Origin of the sequence: Pseudomonas imrae, from assembly GCF_046352735.2 — a bacterium.
Taxonomy (GTDB): Bacteria; Pseudomonadota; Gammaproteobacteria; order Pseudomonadales; family Pseudomonadaceae; genus Aquipseudomonas; species Aquipseudomonas imrae.
Window position 1 is genome coordinate 4,117,181 of sequence record NZ_CP110853.2, and the last position, 21,770, is coordinate 4,138,950.

General features: G+C 60.6%; 21 protein-coding genes. 10 read left to right on the forward strand and 11 right to left on the reverse strand.

Features of this window, described 5'->3' with window-relative positions; translation table 11 throughout:
• Nucleotides 1-23 precede the first annotated feature (23 nt).
• From dapE to OQ460_RS18715, 3 genes are read left to right on the forward strand one after another with little or no spacing between them, the layout of a single operon-like run.
• A complete protein-coding gene (gene dapE, locus OQ460_RS18705; protein WP_410018862.1) occupies nucleotides 24-1,175 on the forward strand; it encodes a succinyl-diaminopimelate desuccinylase in 1,152 nt (383 codons plus the stop codon).
• Entirely contained in the window at nucleotides 1,175-1,984 is an 810-nt protein-coding gene (locus OQ460_RS18710) for a putative RNA methyltransferase (protein ID WP_410018863.1), read from the forward strand. The genes dapE and OQ460_RS18710 overlap by 1 nt, the downstream gene beginning before the upstream one ends.
• Nucleotides 1,985-2,020: 36 nt before the next feature.
• Nucleotides 2,021-2,398, forward strand: coding sequence for a hypothetical protein (locus OQ460_RS18715; RefSeq protein ID WP_410018864.1), 378 nt, complete (start codon nucleotides 2,021-2,023; stop codon nucleotides 2,396-2,398).
• A 104-nt stretch (nucleotides 2,399-2,502) separates the two neighbouring features.
• Here the strand turns inward: OQ460_RS18715 and OQ460_RS18720 are convergent, their stop codons facing one another.
• Nucleotides 2,503-2,712: a cold-shock protein gene (locus OQ460_RS18720; RefSeq protein WP_410018865.1), complete on the reverse strand. Its 210-nt coding sequence runs from the start codon at nucleotides 2,710-2,712 to the stop codon at nucleotides 2,503-2,505.
• A 181-nt stretch (nucleotides 2,713-2,893) separates the two neighbouring features.
• Between OQ460_RS18720 and plsB the strand changes: the two genes are divergently transcribed.
• The 3 genes from plsB to OQ460_RS18735 are packed head-to-tail and all read left to right on the forward strand — an operon-like array spanning nucleotide 2,894 to nucleotide 6,566.
• The gene (gene plsB, locus OQ460_RS18725; protein WP_410018866.1) at nucleotides 2,894-5,398 is read left to right on the forward strand and encodes a glycerol-3-phosphate 1-O-acyltransferase PlsB; all 2,505 of its coding nucleotides are present in this window, start codon (nucleotides 2,894-2,896) and stop codon (nucleotides 5,396-5,398) included.
• Nucleotides 5,399-5,449: 51 nt separating this feature from the next.
• On the forward strand, nucleotides 5,450-5,851 hold the full coding sequence (locus OQ460_RS18730) for a YbaY family lipoprotein (RefSeq protein WP_410018867.1): 402 nt from the start codon (nucleotides 5,450-5,452) through the stop codon (nucleotides 5,849-5,851).
• A gap of 25 nt (nucleotides 5,852-5,876) precedes the next feature.
• A complete protein-coding gene (locus OQ460_RS18735) occupies nucleotides 5,877-6,566 on the forward strand; it encodes a DUF4197 domain-containing protein (protein WP_410018868.1) in 690 nt (229 codons plus the stop codon).
• A gap of 132 nt (nucleotides 6,567-6,698) precedes the next feature.
• Here the strand turns inward: OQ460_RS18735 and OQ460_RS18740 are convergent, their stop codons facing one another.
• Both OQ460_RS18740 and OQ460_RS18745 read right to left on the reverse strand, forming a co-directional pair.
• Entirely contained in the window at nucleotides 6,699-9,767 is a 3,069-nt protein-coding gene (locus tag OQ460_RS18740; protein WP_410018869.1) for an efflux RND transporter permease subunit, read from the reverse strand.
• 6 nt (nucleotides 9,768-9,773) lie between these two features.
• Nucleotides 9,774-10,877 carry an efflux RND transporter periplasmic adaptor subunit gene (locus OQ460_RS18745; protein WP_410018870.1) on the reverse strand — a complete coding sequence of 368 codons (1,104 nt, stop codon included), beginning with the start codon at nucleotides 10,875-10,877 and terminating at the stop codon, nucleotides 9,774-9,776.
• 92 nt (nucleotides 10,878-10,969) lie between these two features.
• On the opposite strand from OQ460_RS18745, the gene OQ460_RS18750 reads away from it, so the two are divergent.
• Nucleotides 10,970-11,623 carry a TetR/AcrR family transcriptional regulator gene (locus OQ460_RS18750; RefSeq protein WP_410018871.1) on the forward strand — a complete coding sequence of 218 codons (654 nt, stop codon included), beginning with the start codon at nucleotides 10,970-10,972 and terminating at the stop codon, nucleotides 11,621-11,623.
• Between the two features lie 52 nt (nucleotides 11,624-11,675).
• Here the strand turns inward: OQ460_RS18750 and OQ460_RS18755 are convergent, their stop codons facing one another.
• Nucleotides 11,676-12,458: a class I SAM-dependent methyltransferase gene (locus tag OQ460_RS18755; RefSeq protein WP_410018872.1), complete on the reverse strand. Its 783-nt coding sequence runs from the start codon at nucleotides 12,456-12,458 to the stop codon at nucleotides 11,676-11,678.
• Nucleotides 12,459-12,552: 94 nt separating this feature from the next.
• On the opposite strand from OQ460_RS18755, the gene OQ460_RS18760 reads away from it, so the two are divergent.
• Nucleotides 12,553-13,173 (forward strand): energy transducer TonB, encoded by a 621-nt coding sequence (locus OQ460_RS18760; protein ID WP_410018873.1) that lies wholly within the window; start codon nucleotides 12,553-12,555, stop codon nucleotides 13,171-13,173.
• 3 nt (nucleotides 13,174-13,176) lie between these two features.
• On the opposite strand, the gene OQ460_RS18765 is transcribed toward OQ460_RS18760, so the two are convergent.
• The 7 genes from OQ460_RS18765 to ppc all read right to left on the reverse strand — a co-directional run bounded on the left by OQ460_RS18765 (nucleotide 13,177) and on the right by ppc (nucleotide 20,424).
• Nucleotides 13,177-13,875, reverse strand: coding sequence for an extensin family protein (locus OQ460_RS18765; RefSeq protein ID WP_410018874.1), 699 nt, complete (start codon nucleotides 13,873-13,875; stop codon nucleotides 13,177-13,179).
• 3 nt (nucleotides 13,876-13,878) lie between these two features.
• Nucleotides 13,879-14,706 carry an isocitrate lyase/PEP mutase family protein gene (locus OQ460_RS18770; RefSeq protein ID WP_410018875.1) on the reverse strand — a complete coding sequence of 276 codons (828 nt, stop codon included), beginning with the start codon at nucleotides 14,704-14,706 and terminating at the stop codon, nucleotides 13,879-13,881.
• A 34-nt stretch (nucleotides 14,707-14,740) separates the two neighbouring features.
• Nucleotides 14,741-15,601, reverse strand: a complete 861-nt coding sequence (locus OQ460_RS18775) for a DUF72 domain-containing protein (protein WP_410018876.1) — start codon at nucleotides 15,599-15,601, stop codon at nucleotides 14,741-14,743.
• Nucleotides 15,601-15,906, reverse strand: coding sequence for a hypothetical protein (locus OQ460_RS18780; RefSeq protein WP_410018877.1), 306 nt, complete (start codon nucleotides 15,904-15,906; stop codon nucleotides 15,601-15,603). The genes OQ460_RS18775 and OQ460_RS18780 overlap by 1 nt, the downstream gene beginning before the upstream one ends.
• Nucleotides 15,907-16,056: 150 nt before the next feature.
• On the reverse strand, nucleotides 16,057-16,746 hold the full coding sequence (tsaB, locus tag OQ460_RS18785) for a tRNA (adenosine(37)-N6)-threonylcarbamoyltransferase complex dimerization subunit type 1 TsaB (RefSeq protein WP_410018878.1): 690 nt from the start codon (nucleotides 16,744-16,746) through the stop codon (nucleotides 16,057-16,059).
• 90 nt (nucleotides 16,747-16,836) lie between these two features.
• Nucleotides 16,837-17,484 carry an adenylate kinase gene (gene adk / locus OQ460_RS18790; RefSeq protein ID WP_410018879.1) on the reverse strand — a complete coding sequence of 216 codons (648 nt, stop codon included), beginning with the start codon at nucleotides 17,482-17,484 and terminating at the stop codon, nucleotides 16,837-16,839.
• A gap of 294 nt (nucleotides 17,485-17,778) precedes the next feature.
• Nucleotides 17,779-20,424: a phosphoenolpyruvate carboxylase gene (gene ppc, locus OQ460_RS18795; protein ID WP_410018880.1), complete on the reverse strand. Its 2,646-nt coding sequence runs from the start codon at nucleotides 20,422-20,424 to the stop codon at nucleotides 17,779-17,781.
• A 229-nt stretch (nucleotides 20,425-20,653) separates the two neighbouring features.
• On the opposite strand from ppc, the gene OQ460_RS18800 reads away from it, so the two are divergent.
• Both OQ460_RS18800 and OQ460_RS18805 read left to right on the forward strand, forming a co-directional pair.
• Nucleotides 20,654-21,001 (forward strand): pilin assembly protein, encoded by a 348-nt coding sequence (locus OQ460_RS18800; protein WP_410018881.1) that lies wholly within the window; start codon nucleotides 20,654-20,656, stop codon nucleotides 20,999-21,001.
• A gap of 290 nt (nucleotides 21,002-21,291) precedes the next feature.
• Nucleotides 21,292-21,717 (forward strand): DUF4398 domain-containing protein, encoded by a 426-nt coding sequence (locus OQ460_RS18805; protein ID WP_410018882.1) that lies wholly within the window; start codon nucleotides 21,292-21,294, stop codon nucleotides 21,715-21,717.
• Nucleotides 21,718-21,770 lie beyond the last annotated feature (53 nt).

Here is a 21,770-nt window from a genome sequence, read left to right on the forward strand (position 1 = left end):
TAACACGCTTCCGGAGTTTTCCCATGACGGCCCATGCCGACCTTTCGCCGACCCTCCAACTGGCCATCGACCTGATCCGTCGCCCATCGGTGACCCCGATCGATGCCGATTGCCAGAAGCTGATGATGCAGCGCCTGGGCGACGCCGGTTTCAAGCTTGAGCCGATGCGCATCGAAGAGGTGGACAACTTCTGGGCCACCCATGGCAATCATGAAGGCCCGGTACTGTGTTTCGCCGGCCACACCGATGTGGTGCCGACCGGCCCGGTACAGGCCTGGCAGAACGATCCGTTCGACGCGTTGATCGACGAACACGGCATGCTTTGCGGCCGTGGCGCGGCAGACATGAAAGGCAGCCTGGCCGCGATGCTGGTGGCCTCGGAACGCTTCGTGAAGGACTACCCGGATCACAGGGGCTCGGTGGCCTTCCTGATCACCAGCGACGAAGAAGGCCCGGCACACCATGGCACCAAAGCGGTGATCCAACGCCTGGCGGCACGCAAGGAGCGCCTGGACTGGTGCATCGTCGGTGAGCCGTCGAGTACCAGCCTGGTAGGCGATGTGGTGAAAAACGGTCGCCGTGGCTCCCTCGGCGCCACCCTCACCGTGCGTGGGGTGCAAGGCCATGTGGCGTATCCGCACCTGGCGAAGAACCCGATTCACCTGGCCGCCCCGGCCCTGGCCGAACTGGCCGCCGAACATTGGGACGACGGCAACACCTTCTTCCCGCCCACCAGTTTCCAGATCTCCAACCTCAATTCCGGCACCGGCGCCACCAACGTGATCCCTGGTGACCTGACGGCGGTTTTCAACTTCCGCTTCTCCACCGAATCTACTGTCGAAGGCCTGCAACAGCGGGTCGCGGAGATTCTCGACAAGCATGGCCTGGACTGGCATGTGGAGTGGGCACTGTCAGGCCTGCCGTTCCTCACCGAACCGGGGGCGTTGCTGGATGCGGTATCGGCCAGCATCAAGGCCATCACCGGGCGCGACACCCAGGCATCCACCAGCGGCGGCACTTCCGATGGGCGCTTCATCGCGACCCTCGGCACACAGGTCGTGGAATTGGGGCCGGTCAACGCGACCATCCATCAGGTCAACGAGCGCATTCTCGCCAGTGACCTCGATGTGCTGACCGAAATCTATTACCAGACCCTGATCAAGTTGCTCGCCTGATGCTCGCCTGCCCCATTTGCAGTGCCCCGTTGAACGCGGTGGACAATGGCGTGGCCTGCCCGGCCGGGCACCGTTTCGACCGGGCGCGCCAGGGTTACCTGAACCTGTTGCCGGTGCAGCACAAGAACAGCCGCGATCCAGGCGATAACCTGGCCATGGTTGAAGCGCGTCGTGACTTTCTCAACGCCGGGCATTATGCCCCCGTGGCCAGGCGCCTGGCCGAGCTGGCCGCAGAACGCAAACCTCAGCGCTGGCTCGATATCGGCTGCGGCGAAGGTTATTACACCGCACAAATCGCCGACGCCCTGCTGCGCGCCGATGGTTATGCCCTGGATATCTCCAAGGAAGCAGTCAAGCGCGCCTGCAAGCGCAACCCGACACTGACTTGGTTGATCGCCAGCATGGCCCGCGTCCCCCTGGCCGATGGGAGCTGCCAGTTTCTGGCCAGCGTGTTCAGCCCGTTGGATTGGCAAGAAGCCAAGCGCCTGCTCAGCCCCGGCGGGGGCTTGATGAAGGTCGGACCGACCAGCGGTCATCTGATGGAATTGCGCGAACGCCTGTACGACGAAGTGCGTGAATACACTGACGACAAGCACCTGGCCCTGGTGCCGCAAGGCATGAGCCTGCAACACAGCGAAACCCTGGAGTTCACCCTCAGCCTGGCCGATCCAAAGGACCGCGCCAATCTGCTGGCGATGACGCCCCACGGCTGGCGCGCCAGCGCCGAGCGCCGGGCCCAGGTCATCGAACAAGCCGGGCCGCTGCTGGTCACGGTGTCGATGCGCTACGATTATTTCGTGCTTCAATAACCTCTTTTCGGGCCCCAGGGCTCCACCGGAATATCCATGCGCCAACCTGATATCGAGATATACCTCAAAGACGCCGACGTCGACTACAAGGCCATCGCCGCCTGGCTGGGCGCCGCCCTGGGGACTTGCACCGACTGGGTGCAGAGGGGCCAGACCTACAAATGCAAGGCTGGCAATGTGCCTGTCACCTGGCTGCCCAAGGCTGTGGGCAAGTGGAACAGCCTGTACCTGGAAAGCGACCAGACCCCGTGGGATGACGACATCGCCTGCGCCCGCGCCGCCTTTGCTGCGCTGAACGTCGAAGTACGTTGCGCGCCGGGGAGCTGGGTCGAGGCAGAAGGTGAAGAAAGCGCCGACACCTGGATTCGTATCAGCGAAGACGGTGAAGAGCAGATCACCTGGAAAACCGCCTGACCTGTGGGAGCGGCGGTGCGACTTGCTCGCGATAGCATCAACTTGGTGTGACTGTACACCGAGGTGCCTGCATCGCGAGCAAGCCCGCTCTCACATTGATATGTCTACAGGCCCACTACATCCTCGGCCTGCAAGCCTTTTTCGCCGGTCACCACGGCGTACTCGACCTGCTGGCCCTCGACCAGGGAACGATGGCCTTCACCGCGAATGGCACGGTAGTGTACAAACACATCCTTGCCGTCCTCACGTTGAATGAAGCCGTAACCCTTGGCATCGTTGAACCACTTCACATTACCGGTTTCGCGCGTTGTCATTTGTTTGCTCCCACTTGCATTTTATTGTTGAGTCAGTGCAATTGAACTGCCGAGTATATGACAGGCTCAAAATCCTTCAACTCAAGTTTACTTCGCTGCTTTTTTGCCGATTTTCGATGAATACGGCACACTATCCACCCGAGCGTCCGCTCGGTTTTTTTCCATCTCAAGCAGCACGCCTATGACCCGCTCCCCGTTCCGCCGCCTGGTATTTGGCACCTTGCGCCGACTGTTGTACCTCTGGGTTCGCTCGGAAACGATCAACCAGCCGTCCCTTACCCTGAATCTGGACCGCAGCCGGCCGGTGTTTTACGTGCTGCAATCGCCCTCGCTGACTGAATTGGCTGTGGTCGATACCGAGTGCACCAAAGCCGGGTTGCCGCGCCCGGTTCTGCCGGTATCGGTCGGCCCGCTGCTTGCGCCCGCCGCGTTCTTCTACCTCACGCCGGACCCGGACTGGCTCGGCCGCCAGGACAAGCGCGGCGCACCGCCGACCCTGACGCGGCTGGTCAACACCTTGACCGAACACGCCGAAGACAATGCACAAATCATTCCGGTCAGCGTGTTCTGGGGCCAGTCGCCTGCCAGCGAGTCAAGCCCGTGGAAGCTGCTGTTCGCCGATAGCTGGGCCGTCACCGGGCGCCTGCGCCGGCTGCTGGGCATCCTGATCCTGGGGCGCAAGACCCGAGTGCAATTCTCCGCGCCAATCAACCTGCGCGAATTGATCGAGCACAATAAAGGCCACGAACGCACCGTGCGAATGGCCCAACGCATCCTGCGGGTACACTTTCGCAACCTGAAAACCGCAGTGATCGGCCCCGACCTGTCCCACCGGCGCAACATGGTGAAGGGTCTGGTCAATATGCCGCTGGTACGCCAGGCGATCCTCGACGAGGCCGAACGGGAAAAGATCACCCCGGAAAAAGCCAAGGCCCTGGCCCTGCGCTATGGCAACGAGATTGCGTCGGACTACACCTACACCGCGATCCGCTTCCTCGAAGTGGTACTGAGCTGGTTCTGGAACAAGATCTACGATGGGATCAAGGTCAATAACATCGAAGGCGTGCAGCAGGTTGCCCAGGGTTACGAGGTGATTTATGTACCTTGTCATCGCAGCCATATCGACTACCTGCTGCTGTCCTATCTGTTGTTCAAGAACGGCCTGACGCCGCCGCATATTGCCGCCGGGATCAACCTGAACATGCCGCTGATCGGCAGCCTGCTACGCCGTGGCGGGGCGTTTTTCATGCGCCGTACGTTCAAGGGCAACCCGCTGTACACCTCAGTGTTCAACGAATACCTGCATACCCTGTTCACCAAGGGCTTCCCGGTGGAATACTTCGTCGAGGGCGGGCGCTCGCGCACCGGGCGCATGCTGCAACCGAAAACCGGGATGCTGGCGATCACCCTGCGCAGCTTCTTGCGTTCCTCGCGCATGCCTATCGTGTTCGTGCCGGTGTACATCGGTTATGAACGTGTGCTCGAAGGCCGTACCTACCTCGGCGAGCTGCGTGGCGCGAGCAAGAAGAAGGAGTCGATCTTCGATATCTTCAAGGTCATTGGTGCCTTGAAACAGCGATTTGGCCAAGTCGCAGTCAACTTCGGTGAACCGATCAAGCTGGCGGAGTTTCTGGATCAGGAACAACCGACCTGGCGTACCCAGGCATTGGCGCCGAACTACAAACCGGCCTGGCTCAATGAAACCACCAACCGCCTCGGTGAAAAGGTGGCGCGCCACTTGAACGAGGCGGCGGCCGTCAACCCGGTCAACCTGGTGGCCCTGGCGCTGTTGTCCACCACGCGCCTGGCCCTGGATGAACAAGCCATGGCGCGCCAGCTGGATCTGTACCTGACGCTTTTGCGTCGCGTGCCCTACTCGCCCCATACCACCCTGCCCGAGGGGGATGGCATGGCACTGATCAAGCACGTCAAGGACATGGACCTGCTGTCGGAGCAGAACGACGCCTTGGGCAAGATTCTGTACCTGGACGAGCAGAACGCTGTCCTGATGACCTACTACCGCAACAACGTGCTGCATATCTTCGCCCTGCCGGCGCTGCTGGCCAGCTTCTTCCAAAGCAGCTCGCGCATGAGCCGCGAGCTGATCCTGCGCTACACCCACGCGCTCTACCCCTATCTGCAATCGGAGCTGTTCATCCGCTGGTCGCTGGAGGAGCTGGACACGGTCATCGACCAATGGCTGGAGGCCTTCGTCGAACAAGGCTTGCTGCGCTTCGAAAAGGACGTGTTCCTGCGCCCGGCGCCGAGCTCACGGCATTTTGTGCTGTTGACGCTACTGTCCAAGAGCATCGCCCAGACCTTGCAACGCTTCTACATGGCGATTTCGCTGTTGCTCAACAGCGGTCAGAACAGTATCAGCGCCGAAGAACTGGAAGACCTGTGCACGATCATGGCCCAGCGCCTGTCGATCCTGCATGGCCTCAACGCCCCGGAGTTTTTCGACAAGAGCCTTTTCCGACATTTTATCCAGACTCTGCTGGAGCAAGATGTGCTGCGTCGCGACGAGGCCGGCAAATTGAGTTATCACGACCTGCTCGGCGAACTCGCCGAAGGCGCCGCCAAGCGCGTACTGCCGGCCGATATCCGCCTGTCGATTCGCCAGGTGGCCCTGCACCGGGTTGATGGTGCGGTCGAGCAACCGGCCCCATCTGAGGAAACCCGCTAGATTTACTGAGGCACCGGGGTGTTTCCGGCGCCACTGACAAGGAGCTGCACCATGAAAAAAATCATTCTCCTGGGCCTGACTGCCCTGCTGGGAGCCTGCCATTCCATGCAACCCACACCAAAAGCCAGCCTTGATGGCGAAGTGTTCTACCTGCAACGTATCGCACTACCGCCGAGCGCCACCTTGAGTGTCAGCCTGCAGGACGTGTCGCTGATGGACGCCCCAGCCGTGACCCTAGCCGAGCAGAAAGGTCCAGTCAAAGGCCAGGTGCCGCTGCCGTTTCACCTCAGCTACGACCCGGCCCAGGTCAAGCCAGGCCACACCTACTCGGTCAGCGCTCGCATCGAACTGGATGGCAAGCTAATGTTCATTACCACCGAGCGCCATTCGGTGCAGTTGAACGGCCAGGACCCACAACCGCTTCGCCTGCGCGTTGATGCCGTAGCCCACTGATCCCGTAATCCAAAAGGAAGCGCCCATGCTCCGTAACTCTCTTCGCCTCACCGCCCTGTGCGCCGGCCTGCTGCTCGGTGCCAACGCCATGGCCCTGTCCCTCGGCGATCTGTCCCAGGGTGACGCCACTGGCGGCCTCAAGGACGCATTGACCCAGGGCGCACAGATCGCCGTCAAGCAACTGGGGGCTCCAGGTGGTTTCAGCAATAACCCGGATGTAAAAATCGGCTTGCCGGGCAAGCTGGGCAAAGTTGCCGACAAGCTGAAAATGTTCGGCATGGGTGATCAGGTGACTCAGCTGGAAACCAGCATGAACAAGGCCGCCGAGACCGCAGTGACCCAGGCTCAGCCGATTTTGGTCAACGCGGTGAAAAACATGAGCGTGACCGACGCCAAGGATATCCTCGGCGGCGGCCAGGACTCGGCGACCCAATACCTGAACAAAAGCAGCCGTGAAGAGATCCGCGCCAAGTTCCTGCCGATCGTCAAGGCCGCCACAGACAAGGTAGGCGTGGCCCAGCAATACAATACCCTTGCTGGCAAGGCCGCTGCCTTCGGCGCATTGGATGCCAAGAGCGCCAACGTCGAGAACTACGTCACCGAGAAAGCGCTCGATGGCCTGTTCGAGATGATTGCCAAGCAAGAAGCAACCATTCGCCAGAACCCAGCGGCTGCCGCGACCAGCCTGGCGAAGAAGGTATTCGGCGCGTTGTAATCCCCGCAGATGACGCCCGTGACTTGCTCAGAGGTGTCATCTGCCAACCTGCGTAACCCCCAACGACACCCGAGGCGCAAGCGCAAGGTGTTGCTGGGGTGCAGGAACGGGCCGCAGCAATTGTGGCCAGGCCTATCTGGCACTGTCCTTCCTGACGCGGAACCACGCGGCATACAACGCCGGCAAAAACAGCAGCGTCAACGCCGTCGCCACAATCAACCCGCCCATGATCGCCACGGCCATCGGCCCAAAGAACACACTGCGCGACAACGGGATCATCGCCAACACCGCTGCTAACGCGGTCAGTACGATAGGCCGGAAGCGCCGCACCGTCGCTTCGATAATTGCCTCCCAGGGTGCAAGCCCAGCCTTGATATCCTGCTCGATCTGGTCCACCAAAATCACCGAGTTACGCATGATCATCCCCGACAGCGCGATGGTCCCCAGCATCGCGACAAAGCCGAAAGGCTGACGGAATATCAACAGGAACAGGGTCACGCCGATCAAGCCCAATGGCGCTGTCAGGAACACCATGATCGTGCGCGAGAAGCTGCGCAGTTGCAGCATCAACAACGTCAGCACCACTACTATAAACAGCGGTACGCCGGCCTTGACCGAATCCTGCCCGCGGGCTGAGTCCTCCACGGTACCGCCTACATCCAGCAAGTAGCCATCCGGCAGTTCGGCGCGTACACCTTCCAGTGTCGGCAGGATCTGCTGAACCAGGGTCGCCGGTTGTTCCTTGCCGTAGATATCAGCACGCACGGTCACCGTCGGCAGGCGATTACGGTGCCAGATGATGCCTTCCTCAAAGCCGTATTCGAGGGTCGCAATCTGCGACAACGCAATACTTTTTCCATTATCCGTCGGCACCGCCAGGCTCGGCAGCAGCGACAGTTCAGTGCGCTCGTGCACGGTGCCGCGCAGGAGGATTTCGATCAACTCGTTGTCCTCCCGGTATTGGCTGACGCTGGAACCGGTCAGGGAACTCTGGAGGAATTTCGACAGATTGGCGGTGCTCACGCCCAAGGCTCGCGCACGGTCCTGATCGACATTGAGGTAAACGACCTTGCTGGGTTCTTCCCAGTCCAGATGCACGTTGACCACATGCGTGTTTTCACGCACCTTGGCCGCAACTTTACGCGCCAGCGCCCGCACCTCTTCGATGTGTTCGCCAGTCACCCGAAACTGCACCGGATAGCCCACAGGTGGACCGTTTTCCAGACGTGTGACCCGTGAGCGCAGCGCCGGAAATTGCTCGTTGAGGGTCTCGATCAGCCAGGTTCGCAGGTTCTCCCGCTCCTCGATGGTCTTGGCCAGTACCACAAACTGGGCAAAGCTGGCCGCGGGCAATTGCTGGTCAAGCGGCAGGTAGAAGCGCGGCGAACCGGTGCCGATGTAGGCCACGTAGTTGTCGATACCTGCATGCTCCTTGAGCAACGCCTCCAATCGCTTGACCTGCTCGGCGGAATTACTCAGGGACGCGCCTTCGGCCAGCTTCAGGTCGACCATCAGTTCCAGCCGCCCGGAGGCCGGAAAGAATTGCTGCGGGACAAAACGGAACAGTGCCACCGAACCGATAAACAGCAGCAGAGTCAGTACGATCACCGTCTTGCGGCGGCGCACGCACCACTCCACCCAACGTCTGACTCGCAGATAAAACGGCGTGCCGTAAGGGTCCGGGCCATCGGCGCCATGTTTGGCCGCATGAATCTTCGCCAGGTCTGGCAGCAGCTTTTCGCCCAGATACGGTACAAACACCACCGCAGCGACCCAGGAAGCCAGCAGCGCAATGGTTACCACCTGGAAGATCGACCGCGTGTATTCGCCAGTACTCGATTGCGCGGTGGCAATCGGCAAAAAGCCGGCCGCCGTGATCAACGTACCGGTGAGCATTGGAAACGCAGTGCTGGTCCAGGCAAAGCTTGCAGCCTTGAGCCGGTCGTAACCCTGCTCCATTTTGATCGCCATCATTTCCACGGCAATGATCGCGTCGTCCACCAACAAGCCCAGGGCCAGCACCAATGCGCCCAGGGATATCTTGTGCAGACCGATACCCAAGTAATACATGGACGCAAAGGTCATCGCCAGCACCAGCGGAATCGCCAGCGCCACCACCATGCCCGTGCGCACGCCAAGGGAGAAAAAGCTCACCAGCAGCACAATCGCCAGCGCCTCGGCCAGCACCTGGACGAACTCACCGACACTGGTTTTCACCGCGGCCGGCTGGTCAGACACCTTGCGCAACTCCATGCCTGCCGGAAGGTTCTTCTGCAAACGGGCGAATTCGCCTTCCAGGGCCTTGCCCAATACCAGGATGTCACCGCCATCGCGCATGGCCACGGCCAGGCCGATCGCGTCATCACCCATGTAGCGCATACGCGGCGCCGGCGGATCGTTGAAACCGCGATGAACCTCGGCTACATCACCGATGCGAAAAGTGCGGTCGGCCACGCGAATCGGAAAATTGCGGATTTGTTCGACCGTCTTGAAGTTACCCGATACCCGCAGTTGCACGCGCTCGCTCGGGGTTTCAAAAAAACCTGCGGTTGAAACAGCGTTCTGTTCCTGCAACGCCTGTTGCACCGCCGCCAGGGGTAGGCCCAGGGTGGCGAGTTTGAGGTTGGACAGCTCGATCCAGATCTTCTCGTCCTGCAAGCCCAGCAGCTCAACCTTGCCTACATCCGGCACCCGTTGCAGCTGGATCTGGATGCGGTCGGCGTAGTCCTTGAGCACGGCGTAGTCGAACCCCTCGCCCGTCAATGCGTAGATGTTGCCGAAGGTGGTGCCGAACTCATCATTAAAAAACGGGCCCTGGATATCCGGCGGCAAGGTTTGGCGGATGTCGCTGATTTTCTTGCGTACCTGGTACCACAGCTCGGGAATCTGCGCAGAATGCATCGAATCGCGAGCCATGAAAGTGACCTGGGATTCACCGGGGCGAGAGAACGACACAATGCGCTCGTACTCGCCGGTTTCCATCAGTTTTTTTTCAATACGCTCGGTCACCTGGCGCGAGACTTCCTGGGCCGTGGCGCCTGGCCAGTTGGTCTTGATCACCATGGCCTTGAATGTGAAAGGAGGATCTTCACTTTGCCCCAGCTTGGTGTAGGACAACGTACCGACGACTGCCAGCAACAGCATCAGGAACAGGACGATCTGGCGATTGCGCAACGCCCATTCGGAAAGATTGAAACCCATCGGGGACTACTCCTTGTTGGCCGCCAGATTCACTACCCGATTGGAGCGATCCACCGGGCGCACCTGCTGGCCCTCATGAAGCACGTGGACACCTGCGGCGACCACCCAGTCAGAGGGGTTCAGGCCTTCCAATACCGGTACGCCGTTCTCGCCAAAAGCACCGATTCGTACGGGCATGCGCTTGAGGGTGTTATCGGTTTTTACCAACCAGACGTAGGACGCCCCATTCTCTGCACTGAGGGCAGAAAGCGGTACTGACAGCGCAATGACACCGTCGGTTTGTATGAATACACGAGCGCTCTGCCCCAGTTCTGCCGGGACTTTGCCTGCGGTGAACGCGACACGCGCAGCGAAGGTGCGCGACTTGGGATCTGCCGCCGGGGACAGTTCGCGAATACGACCCGCAAAGCGTTGGCCCGGTTGGCTCCACAATTCAACGGACACGGGCTGATCTATCTTGAAACGACCGAACGCCTGTTCCGGAAAGCTGATCAGCACCTCGCGCTCACCATCGGTGGCCAAGGTGAAAACCGTCTGCCCGGCAGATACAACTTGACCGACTTCCACCGCGCGCCTGGCCACGACCCCGTCCTGAGGCGCGCGCAACACGGCATAGCCGGCCTGGTTACTCGCTACGTCAAATTCAGCTTTGATCTGCTTGAGACGTGCCAAGCCTGAACGGTACAGGTTTTCGGAATTGTCGTACTGGGAGCGGCTAACCATCTGACGATCCATCAGGGTCTTGTAGCGATCCCGCTCGGCCCGCACCAGGCTCAGGTTGGCCTCGGCCGCCGCAACCTGGGCGCGGGTTGCTTCCAATTGCAGGCGCACATCCTGGGGATCGAGTTCTGCCAGCGGCTGGTTCGCCTTGACCCGCTCGCCCTCCTCCACCATTCGGCGACTGACTTTGCCACCAATGCGAAAGGCCAGGTCCGGCTCATAACGGGCACGCACCTCACCGGGATAACTGTCCACCGCCTGAGCCGAAGGCTCTGGCTGCACCACCATGGCCGGGCGCACCGTGGTTTGGGCCGCTTCTTCATGGCCGCAGGCAGCCAACAGGAAAAGCAGGCTGGCTGGCAACGCGAGAAGCAGGAAAGTGCTGCGCATGCTGAAGGACCTTTCGCTAATGGTGCTAGGAATAATTATACTGGCCGGTATGTTATTAATACCAAACTCACCAGTCCAGTATTAAAGTGAAAATGTCCGACAATCCTGTAAACACCAATAGTCCCGGGCGTCCCAAGGACATGGCAAAACGCCATGCCATCCTCGATGCAGCAAAAATCCTGTTTTTGAGCAATGGCTATGCAAGCACCAGCATGGATGCCGTGGCGCTGGAGGCCGGCGTGTCAAAACTGACCGTCTATAGCCACTTCACTGACAAGGAAACCCTGTTCACCGCAGCTGTAGTGGCCAAGTGCGAAGAACAATTGCCGGTGATGTATTTCGAGCTACCCGAAGGCGTGTCTGTAGAGACGGTGCTGCTGAACATCGCCCGTGGCTTTCATCAACTGATCAACAGCGACGAGTCAGTGAACCTGCACCGCCTGATGATGACGTCGGGCAACCAGGACTCGAAACTGTCGCAGATTTTTTTTGAAGCCGGCCCCATGCGCATGTTGCAGGGCATGGAACGCTTGCTGGGCAAGATCGACCAGCATGGCGCACTGCGCATCGATAAGCCGTTCAAGGCGGCCGAGCATTTCTTTTGCCTGCTCAAGGGCACGGCCAACTTCTGCCTGCTGTACGGCTGCGGCGAACGGCTGAGCGATGCCGCCGCCGAAGAGCATGTACAGGAAGTGGTGGAACTGTTTATGCGGGCGTATGGGGCTTGCGCAGTTGCAAGCGGTTAGCTACAAGCGGCAAGAAGGGATCGCTTGCAGCTAACCGCTTGCAGCTTAAACCTTAAACCTTGAGCGCCTTCTTGGGATAAATGTCATAGCGACTGGATTTGCCATCCAGCGCATGGCTCGGCTTGGGCCCTTCAATACAGGGCGCCTTGCGTGGACGCTTGACTACTACCCGATGGCTGGCCAGGGCCAACGCCGCTGCCAGCAGCGCCGGCGCATCCGGATCATCGCCCACCAGCGGTCGGAACAAGCGCATTTCCTTCTTCACCAGGGCGGTTTTCTCACGGTGAGGAAACATCGGGTCGAGGTAGATCACCTGGGGCGGCTCGCCTTGCCAGTCGCGCATCACTTCGATGGAATTGCCCTTGAGCAAGGTCATCCGCGCCACAATCGGCGCCACTTCAAAATCATCCGCCCCGCGCGCCAGGCCATCTTCCAGCAAGGCGCCAATCAACGGCTGGCGCTCGATCAAGCTCATCTCGCAGCCGAGGCTGGCCAGTACGAATGCATCCTTGCCCAATCCGGCCGTGGCATCCAGCACCCGTGGCCGCACACCTTGGGCCACGCCCACCGCCTTGGCGATCATCTGCCCACTGCCACCGCCGTAGAGCCGGCGATGAGCCGCCCCACCCTCGACGAAATCCACCCGAACCGGCCCCGGCGCGTCAGGCCCCAGTTGCTGCAACTGTAAGCCGTGCTCACCCACCTGCAGGGAAAAATCCGCTGCGGCCAGTTGCAAAGGCAATCCAAGCTGCTCGGCCCACTGCTGGGCACGGTCCTGGAAACTATCGGCCAAGGCCTCGACCCGGATGCGGCTGGCCGCGGGTTGCTCACTCATCTGTCGCCACGCTCAAAAATATTAAGGATCGGCCAATAACGGCCGATAAAAAAGTATCAGGCATTTTGCCAGAGCTGAGCGTCGACCGAGAGAAATGTCAGACATTCATTCGTTATTCACCGGTGTACTGCCGACCCACAACCACTACGGCCTGCGCAATACCCAAGCGCTGGCCGGCGTCAGTCACGTGTGGCAGGACTTCTTCGCCCGGGCGTTGGCCGAGCAGCTTGGCCAGGCGCCTGGCACGGCATTGGCCGAAGATACGCAACCGGCGGATGCCTCGGTAGAACCCAGTGCGGGCAGCGACCTGCTGAGCCAGATCGTGACCCAGCGCCATTGCGATGTGCAGGATACGGAAATCGCGCCGCCTGAACCGCTATTCCTGCCGATTGCCGAATTCGAAATGGACTTGCTGCCACCCGCTGCCACACCGTTCCCGGACGAAGAGCTCGTCGCGCAGCAACGCCAACAGGATTTTGAAAGCGGCTGGGTACGACCGATCGTGCTGAACGCCGGTCAGCCGTTGCCCGATCCGGGCCCGGCGCCGCAGCCCAAGCCGCTGTTCCTGCCGATCGCCGAATTCGAACTGGCGCTGTTACCGCCCCCCGCCGAGCCGTTCCCGATTGAAGAACAGGTGGCACAGCAAAAAGCCCTGGACTTCGATTGCGGCTGGGCTCGCCCGCTGATTCTCCACAACCTGCGGCTGGCGGCCTGACCTTCAGCGACAGACCCACCACGGCCCCATGTCCAGATGGAAGTGGTTGCGATGGGCAGCGTTGTAGTCCGGGCTCAACACCACATTGAAATCACTGCAGGCACTGTCGCGAACCTGACGCAGGAAGCGCGCCTTGGCGCCGTCTCCCGGCCAATCCTTCAGTACATTTACGCTACGGCCATCCGCCAGGCGGAACCCGGCGATATCCAGGGCATTGGCCGACGCGTGCTGGCTTAGACGCCCTTCAGCGCGGTTGTACATATTGCGACAGGCGAAACTGCCCAGATGATCGACCCGCGTCACCGCCTGGCCAAACACGGCCTGGGCCGCCGGCTGCAAGCTGTGACGCTCGAACAAGGCAAACGCTACCGCCAGCGGGCAACTGGCCAGAAAACTGCTGCTCAGGCCCACATCAGCGCCCTGAACCCGTAGCGTGTTACGCAGCGGGCAAGCCGCGTCAGCAGGGCTATCGGCTTGATGGCTGACCCGCAGCCCGGAAGTTTTAAGCACTTGATCACAAAGCAGTGGATCGTTTTGCAAACGCCCCAGCTTGAAGCGCGTCAGCGGGCCGGGGGTCGCACGCACATCCAGCGGCGCCCAGGGGTTCCATTTGGCATCCAGCGGCACCCAGCCGCGCCATACCCCCAGCAGCAAACCAGCACCCAACACCAGCAGCAGGCCAAGCACTTTGAACAAGCGCATGGATCAACCCTTGAACAATTGATTGGCCTGACTGAACGGCATCGAGCGCTCGGTAAAGGCGAAGGTGCCCGTTTCGTGAATCTCCCGGGCGGCCCGGAAGAACTCGCCATACGCTGCCAACGCCATGGCCGAGCCGACGCTGATGCGCTTGACCCCCATCTCGCTCAACTGCGCCACCGACAGTTTGAGGCCACCGGACATCAATACATTCACAGGTTTTGGCGCCACGGCGCGCACCACCGCCAGCACCTCTTCGGCACTGCGCAAACCGGGGGCGTAAAGCACGTCGGCACCCGCTTCGGCGTAGGCCTGCAAGCGGCGGATGGTGTCTGGCAAATCCAGCCGGCCATGCAGGAGGTTTTCCGCGCGGGCAGTCAACATGAACGCAAACGGCAAGCTGCGCGCGGCGGCGACGGCGGCCTCGATGCGCTCTACGGACAGGTCAAAGGAGTAGATAGGATCGACCGTAATCCCGGTGGCATCTTCGATGGAGCCTGCGATTATGCCGGTAGCGGCCACCCGTAGAATCGTTTGGGCACAGCCCTGTGGCGTATCGCTGAAACCGTTCTCCAGGTCAGCGGCCACGGGCAGCGTGGTGGCCTGGGCAATCATCGCGGCATTGCCCAGCGTGTCTTCCAACGACAGCGCCCCTTCGGCATCCGGACGCCCAAGGCTGAACGCAAAGCCGGCACTGGTGGTGGCCAAGGCTTCAAAACCGAGACTGGCAAGCATTTTGGCCGAGCCGGCGTCCCACGGATTGGGCATTACGAATGCACGATCACGCTCGTGCAGGGACTTGAAGGTTTCGGCGCGAAGGGCTTGAGCATCCATGACTGACTCCTGGCGAGAAAGATTGATAACGCCCCTAGAGTAACCCCAGTTGCTCCATCGCAGGTTCACGATGTAGTTGCGCCAGGGCCGGCAAGCCGGGCAACCGCACCATCAGTTTTTCATGAAAGCGCATGGCCAGTTGAGCCGCCAGGCGATTGTCGGAGGTATGCAGGAATACGTAAGGAGTGCGACCTTCTTCGATCCAGCCGGCGACTTTTTCAATCCACGGCACCAGGAAGGGATCATTGGCCTCCAGTTCTGGATGGCCGATAAAGCGCACTTGGGGGAATTGCGTCAACGCCGCCGGACGGGGTGGCACCTTGGGCTTTTTGGATTGAGCATGCAGCACTGCGGCTGAGGTCGAGGTGCAACTGAACAACGCGCGCGGATCAAGGCAGATGCGTTCCACGCCACGGTCACGCAACAGACGATTGAGCATACGTTCGGAATCGCCCTTGTCGAAGAATGCGTCATGGCGCACTTCCACTGCCAACGGGTGCTCCAGGCCGTCGATAAAGCCCGCCAGCTCGCCCAGGCGCTGCGGGGTAAAGGTGGCGGGCAGTTGCAACCACAGCGGAGAAATTCGCTCCCCCAGCGGGTTCATCAAGCCAAGAAAACTTTCCGCTGCCGGCAACTGCGCGAGCAAGTCACCACTGTGGCTGATGTCACCGGGAAACTTGGCAGTGAACCGGAAGTGCGCGGGCATGATCTCGGCCCAGCGTTGCACCGTGGCCACCGAGGGCCGCGCATAGAACGTGGTATTGCCCTCTACGGCATTGAAGACTTGGGAGTAAAGCCCGAGAAACTCATTGGCGCGCGCGTCCTGCGGATACAGGTACTCACGCCAGGCGTTCTCACTCCAGGACGGGCAACCGAGGTAGTACGGCAGCAACATCAGATGTAGATATCAAGGCCCAGCACTTCCATATCCCATTCGACAAAGCCGGCAGTGGTCAGGTAGCTGGCCAGGGCCGTGGCCACGCTTTTGCTCATCGAGCGCGGGAACAGCATGTCTTGCTGACGCGCAGGCACACCACCGACACGCGCGCCATTGGCGGAGCCGGCAGGGCCCGGGGATATTTCAGAGTGGACTTCAATGAAATCGGGAGAGTCTTCGACGGACTCGCCTACCGTCACGGTTGCCTTGCGTGGCTTGCGCTTGAGTGGGTAGGACTGGGATGAGAAGCCGTCTATACGCATGATGCAGACTCGGTATCAGTGATGGCAATTTAGCGAGCCTTTCCATGGCGCGCAAATGCTCTGGTGATCACTAGAACATATAAATACGTAAAGGTTTAAACAGGGGCACGGTTTCTGACGATTGGCGGTGATTCGCCGCGATCACAATGACTACTTTGCAGCCTGACGCTCAGCCTTGGTCGCCGCCACCTTATCGCGCAGATATACCGGTTGCGCCTGATCTGCCGGGATCGCCTCGCCCCGCTCCCAGGCAAACCGCGCCAGGGCCAGCAGGTCTTCGGCGTGAGGCAACATGGTGCGATCCTGGCCTTCGGGCTGCACGGCGATCCGCTGCGCATAACCCCAACCGGTGCCCGCACCAAACCAGTCGCCACTGGCATCCCCAGGCAAGGCTGCCATTTCAGGCGGCTGCACCGCTTCGACACCCACCAGCCGCATCTCGCCAGCGGTTTCACGGTAGCAACCCCAATAGACTTCATCCATGCGCGCATCAATGGCGGCCGCCACCTGGCGTGCACCATGTTCGCGCAACGCCCGCTGCGCCAGTACCGCCAGGTTGGACACCGGCAACACCGGCCGCTCCAGTGCAAAGGCCAGGCCCTGCACCACACCAATGGCGATGCGCACGCCAGTGAACGCCCCCGGTCCACGACCAAAGGCGATAGCGTCCACCGCCGACAACGTCGTGCCTGCATCGAGCAGCAATTGCTTGATCATTGGCAGCAGCTTTTGCGCGTGCAGGCGCGGAATCACCTCGTAATGGCTCGTTACCTTGCCATCGTGCAGCAAGGCAACGGAGCAAGCTTCAGTCGCGGTGTCCAGGGCCAGCAAGGTGCTCATCGGTGTTTGCGTCCAAATTTGAAGAAAGTGCGCCAGTATAAACAACAACGGCCCGCAAGCGGGCCGTTGAACGTCAAGCCAATCGCTGGATCAGCTTAGCGCTTGCATCACCTTGGCGGTGATCGCTTCAACCGAGCCAACGCCTGGGATATGGCTGTACTTCGGCTTGCCTTGAGCTGCCGACAGCTTCTGGTAGAAATCCACCAGCGGCTTGGTCTGTGAGTGGTAGACCGACAGGCGATGACGCACAGTCTCTTCGGTGTCGTCTTTACGCTGTACCAGATCTTCGCCAGTGACATCGTCCTTGCCTTCAACCTTGGGTGGGTTGTAGACAGTGTGATAAACGCGACCCGAGGCTTCGTGGACACGGCGACCGGCAATGCGCTGGACGATCTCTTCGTCTTCGACGGCGATCTCGACCACGGCATCCAGTTCTACGCCGGCCTTCACCAGGGCTTCAGCCTGGGGAATGGTGCGTGGGAAGCCGTCGAACAGGAAACCGTTCTTGCAGTCGTCCTGGCTGATGCGCTCCTTGACCAGGTTGATGATCAGGTCGTCGGAGACCAGGCCACCGCTGTCCATCACGCTCTTGGCGATCAGGCCCAGCTCGGTGCCAGCCTTGACGGCCGCACGCAGCATGTCGCCGGTGGAGATTTGTGGAATGCCGAATTTTTCAGTGATGAACTTTGCCTGAGTACCTTTACCGGCCCCGGGAGCTCCCAGCAGAATGACGCGCATCGATGTGCTCCTCAATTTTTTATAGAGATGACGCTCGGATTCGCCGCTTGGGGCCAATCTCGTAGAAATATGCTCGTAAAAATACGGGTCCAGGCCGCCCAAACGGCCAAAGGCTGATCAAGATACACAGCAGGCCCTAACCACACAAGCCGCCAAAAGTCGGAAGAACCCGCGTCGGGCAAGCCTTTTAGTCGAGGTATCCCTTGGCGCAACCCCGACACAAAACCGCCGGCGCCCTCCTTCAGGGGCAACCGGCGATTTTATCTGCAAGCCCTTGAGAACACATTGAAAATGTCAGCCGGTGTTACGCAACCCCGCCGCAATTCCGGCCACAGACACCAGCAGCGCCTGTTCCAGAGGGCTGTCCTGTGCCGCTTCCTGCTTGCGAGACCGCGCCAGGAGTTCGGCCTGTAACAGGTGCAACGGGTCAAGGTAGGTGTTGCGCAGGCGGATGAACTCCAGGGTGTCTGGGCTGTGGGCGAGCAACTGCGACTGGCCGGTCAGGCCCAACACCACCTCGCACGCCTGCGACAATAGGTCGCGTAAGTGCGCGCCCAATGGCCGCAGGTCGTCCTGCACCAGGCGCTCGTCATACAGCCGGGCAATATCGGCATCCGCCTTGGCCAGGACCATTTCCAGCATATCGATACGAGTTCGGAAGAATGGCCATTGCTCGCGCATCTGCCCCAACAACTGACCTTCGCCGCGCGCCAGCGCCTTGCTCAACGCCGCTTCCCAGCCCAACCAGGCCGGCAACATCAGGCGGGTCTGTGTCCAGCCGAAGATCCACGGAATCGCGCGCAAGCTCTCGATGCCTCCGGCGCGGCGCTTGGCCGGGCGGCTGCCCAGTGGCAAACGGCCCAGTTCCTGTTCTGGGGTGGATTGGCGGAAATACTCGACGAACTGCGGATTCTCCCGCACGACGGCGCGGTAGGCATTGACGCCATCCGCTGCCAATTGATCCATCAAGTTACGCCACGCCGGCTGCGGAGGTGGCGGAGGCAGCAACGTCGCCTCCAGTACTGCTGCCAGGTAGAGGTTGAGGTTTTGCTCGGCGATGTCTGGCAGGCCGAACTTGAAGCGGATCATTTCGCCCTGTTCGGTGGTACGGAAGCGCCCGGCCACCGACCCCGGCGGTTGCGACAGGATCGCCGCGTGAGCCGGACCGCCGCCGCGACCGACAGTGCCACCGCGACCGTGGAACAACAACAGTTCCACTTGCTGCTCGCGACAGATCTCCACCAGGCGCTCCTGGGCACGGTATTGCGCCCAAGCCGCCGCGGTGGTGCCCGCGTCCTTGGCCGAGTCCGAATAGCCGATCATCACTTCCTGCGGCCCTTGCAACCGCGAGCGATAGCCCGGCAGCAGCAATAGACGCTCGATCACCGGGCCGGCGTTGTCCAGGTCCGCAAGGGTCTCGAACAACGGCACCACGCGCATCGGGCGCTGTACGCCGGACTCTTTGAGCAACAGTTGCACCGCCAGTACATCAGATGCCGCGCCCGCCATGGAGATGACGTAGGAACCAAGGGACGCCTCAGGCGCCGCAGCAATTTCCTTGCAGGTATTGAGTACCTCGGCGGTGTCTGCCGATGGCTTGAAGTAACCGGGCAGCAACGGGCGACGGTTGGCCAGCTCTTGCATGAGGAAGGCAATCCGCGCGTCCTCGTCCCAATCCTCATAACGACCCAGGCCCAGGTAGTCAGTAATCTCGGTCATGGCCGCCGAATGCCGACTGGAATCCTGACGCACATCCAGGCGTACCAGGAACAGGCCAAACGTCACGGCGCGGCGCAGGCAATCAAGCAACGGTCCGTCGGCAATCACCCCCATCCCGCACTCATGCAGGGATTGGTAGCACAGCTGCAGCGGCTCCAGCAGGTCGCGGTTGTTTTGCAGCACTTCGACGGGTGCCGGGGTGATGGCAGTCAACGAGGCGTGCGCCCAATTGCGTGTCGCGCGCAGACGCTCGCGCAGTTGCTTGAGCAAGGCCCGATAGGGTTCGACGCTGTCACCGACCCTGGCCTGCAACTCTGGGCTGGCGCGCTGCATGGACAGTTCGGACGCCAGGTGATCGATGTCGCGCAAATACAGGTCGGCCGCCATCCAGCGCGCCAGAAGCAGTACTTCGCGGGTCACGGGGGCGGTGACATTGGGATTGCCGTCGCGATCGCCGCCCATCCATGAAGCAAAACGGATCGGTGCCGCCTCCAGGGGCAAGCGCAGGCCGGTGGCGGCGTGCAGGGCCTGATCTGCCTTGCGAAGGTAATTGGGGATCGCGTGCCACAACGAGTGCTCGATCACCGCAAAGCCCCACTTGGCTTCGTCTACCGGCGTGGGCCGGATGCGGCGGATCTCTTCGGTGTGCCAGGCTTCGGCGATCAATCGTTGCAGGCGCTGGCGGATCTGCTCGCGCTCGGCGCCGGTCAGGTCGCGATGGTCCTGCAGGGCCAGTTGCGCGGCAATCGCATCATATTTCTGGATCAGGGTGCGGCGTGCCACTTCGGTCGGGTGCGCCGTAAGGACCAGTTCGATATCCAGGCGCGCCAACTGCCGGGCCAGGGATTCGCCACTGTGGCCTTCACGCTGCAGACGCGCCAGCAACTGCGGCAACACCCGCGACTCGAAAGGCGCTGGCCGGGACTCATCGCGGCGGTGGATCAGTTGGTATTGCTCGGCAATGTTGGCCAGGTTGAGGAACTGGTTGAAGGCCCGCGCCACCGGCAGCAACTCGTCCTCCTGCAATTGATTGAGGCTGGCGCTCAGCTCTTCGCCGGCCGCCTGGTCCGGGGCTGCGCCACGGCGATCGGCCTTGGCGCCTTTGCGAATCTGCTCGATCTTGTCGAGAAATTCGTCGCCATATTGCTCTCGAATCGTATTGCCCAACAGTTCACCCAGCAGGTGAACATCTTCACGCAAGCGTGCATCGATATCGCTCATCAACCAATCTCCAGCCAGAAATCCGGGGGCGCCTCGATCCACAAGAGTGCCGCCGACGCCCGCGTCTGACAAGGACCCGTGCAATCGACTTTAAACCTTGCGGCATGCAGCTAGTCTCAACAGTGCCGGGATATGCAAATAACCCCCGGCCAGGCCATCGGGGGGGGAAAGCCCCTCGCCACAGGTCACTCATCACCGCCCGCCAACCGTGGGCTTCATTGAGGTTGCCATGAAAATCCGAGAACTGGCCCAACATTGGGAAGAAAATGCCAAGGGTCGCCTGACCAAAACCGAATATGCCATCCACCTGGACGTGGAGTCTGCCGCCAGACTGGCCGCCCTCAGCGAGATGTACCCTAAACGTCATACCGAGGAATTGCTCGGTGAACTGATCGGCGCGGCGCTCGAAGAGCTGGAAGCGAGCTTTCCCTACATCAAGGGCAAGCACGTGGTTGCCACTGATGAAGAGGGTGACCCGCTGTATGAAGATGTAGGACTTACGCCACGATTCCTGTCGCTTTCGCGCCGTTATCTGCAGGATCTGTCATCGCTGCCCGACAATCAGCAACACCGATAAATTCCCGTAGAAACACCTTCCCCCGGGATTTCCGGACTCCCCCAGAGTCCGGGAACCCTGTTCGTACGCCAACGGGGCTGGTCGCCATGCGCTAACCGCCCAGTCAGATTTCTTCAGAATTTATTTTCGGGCAAATCGCCATCTTTGCTGAACTATTCAAAAAAGCCTCGGGTCACAGCCAGTACGCCATCACTGGAACAGCCGTTTGAAAACACATTCTGAGCGCTACAGCCGGAACTGCAGACGCTGACCACGGCAGATGGATTTGATGTTTTTTCAGGAATTATCCAATGGAGTTGAAGACAATGAAGACCAGCACTGCCAAATCCTCGTTTAACCACCTGCGCGGGCTCAAATTGGCCGCGCTGGCAATCGGTACCAGCTTCGTCCTGGCTGGCTGTGCCGGCAACCCGCCGACCGAGCAGTACGCTGTAACCCAATCGGCGGTGAACAGCGCCGTGAGCGCTGGCGGCACCGAATTCGCCGCAGTGGAAATGAAAGCGGCCCAGGACAAGCTCAAGCAAGCCGAACTGGCCATGCATGACAAGAATTACGAACAAGCGCGTCGCCTGGCCGAACAAGCCGAATGGGATGCTCGCGTTGCAGAGCGCAAGGCCCAGGCCGCCAAGGCTGAACTGGCTGTGAAGGATTCCCAGAAGGCTGTTGAGGAACTGCGTCGGGAAGGCATGCGCCCTGCTGCTATCCAGCACAAGTAAGCGCTACCTCTGATCGCACTGCACCTGAAATCGAATTGAAAGGACGACACCAC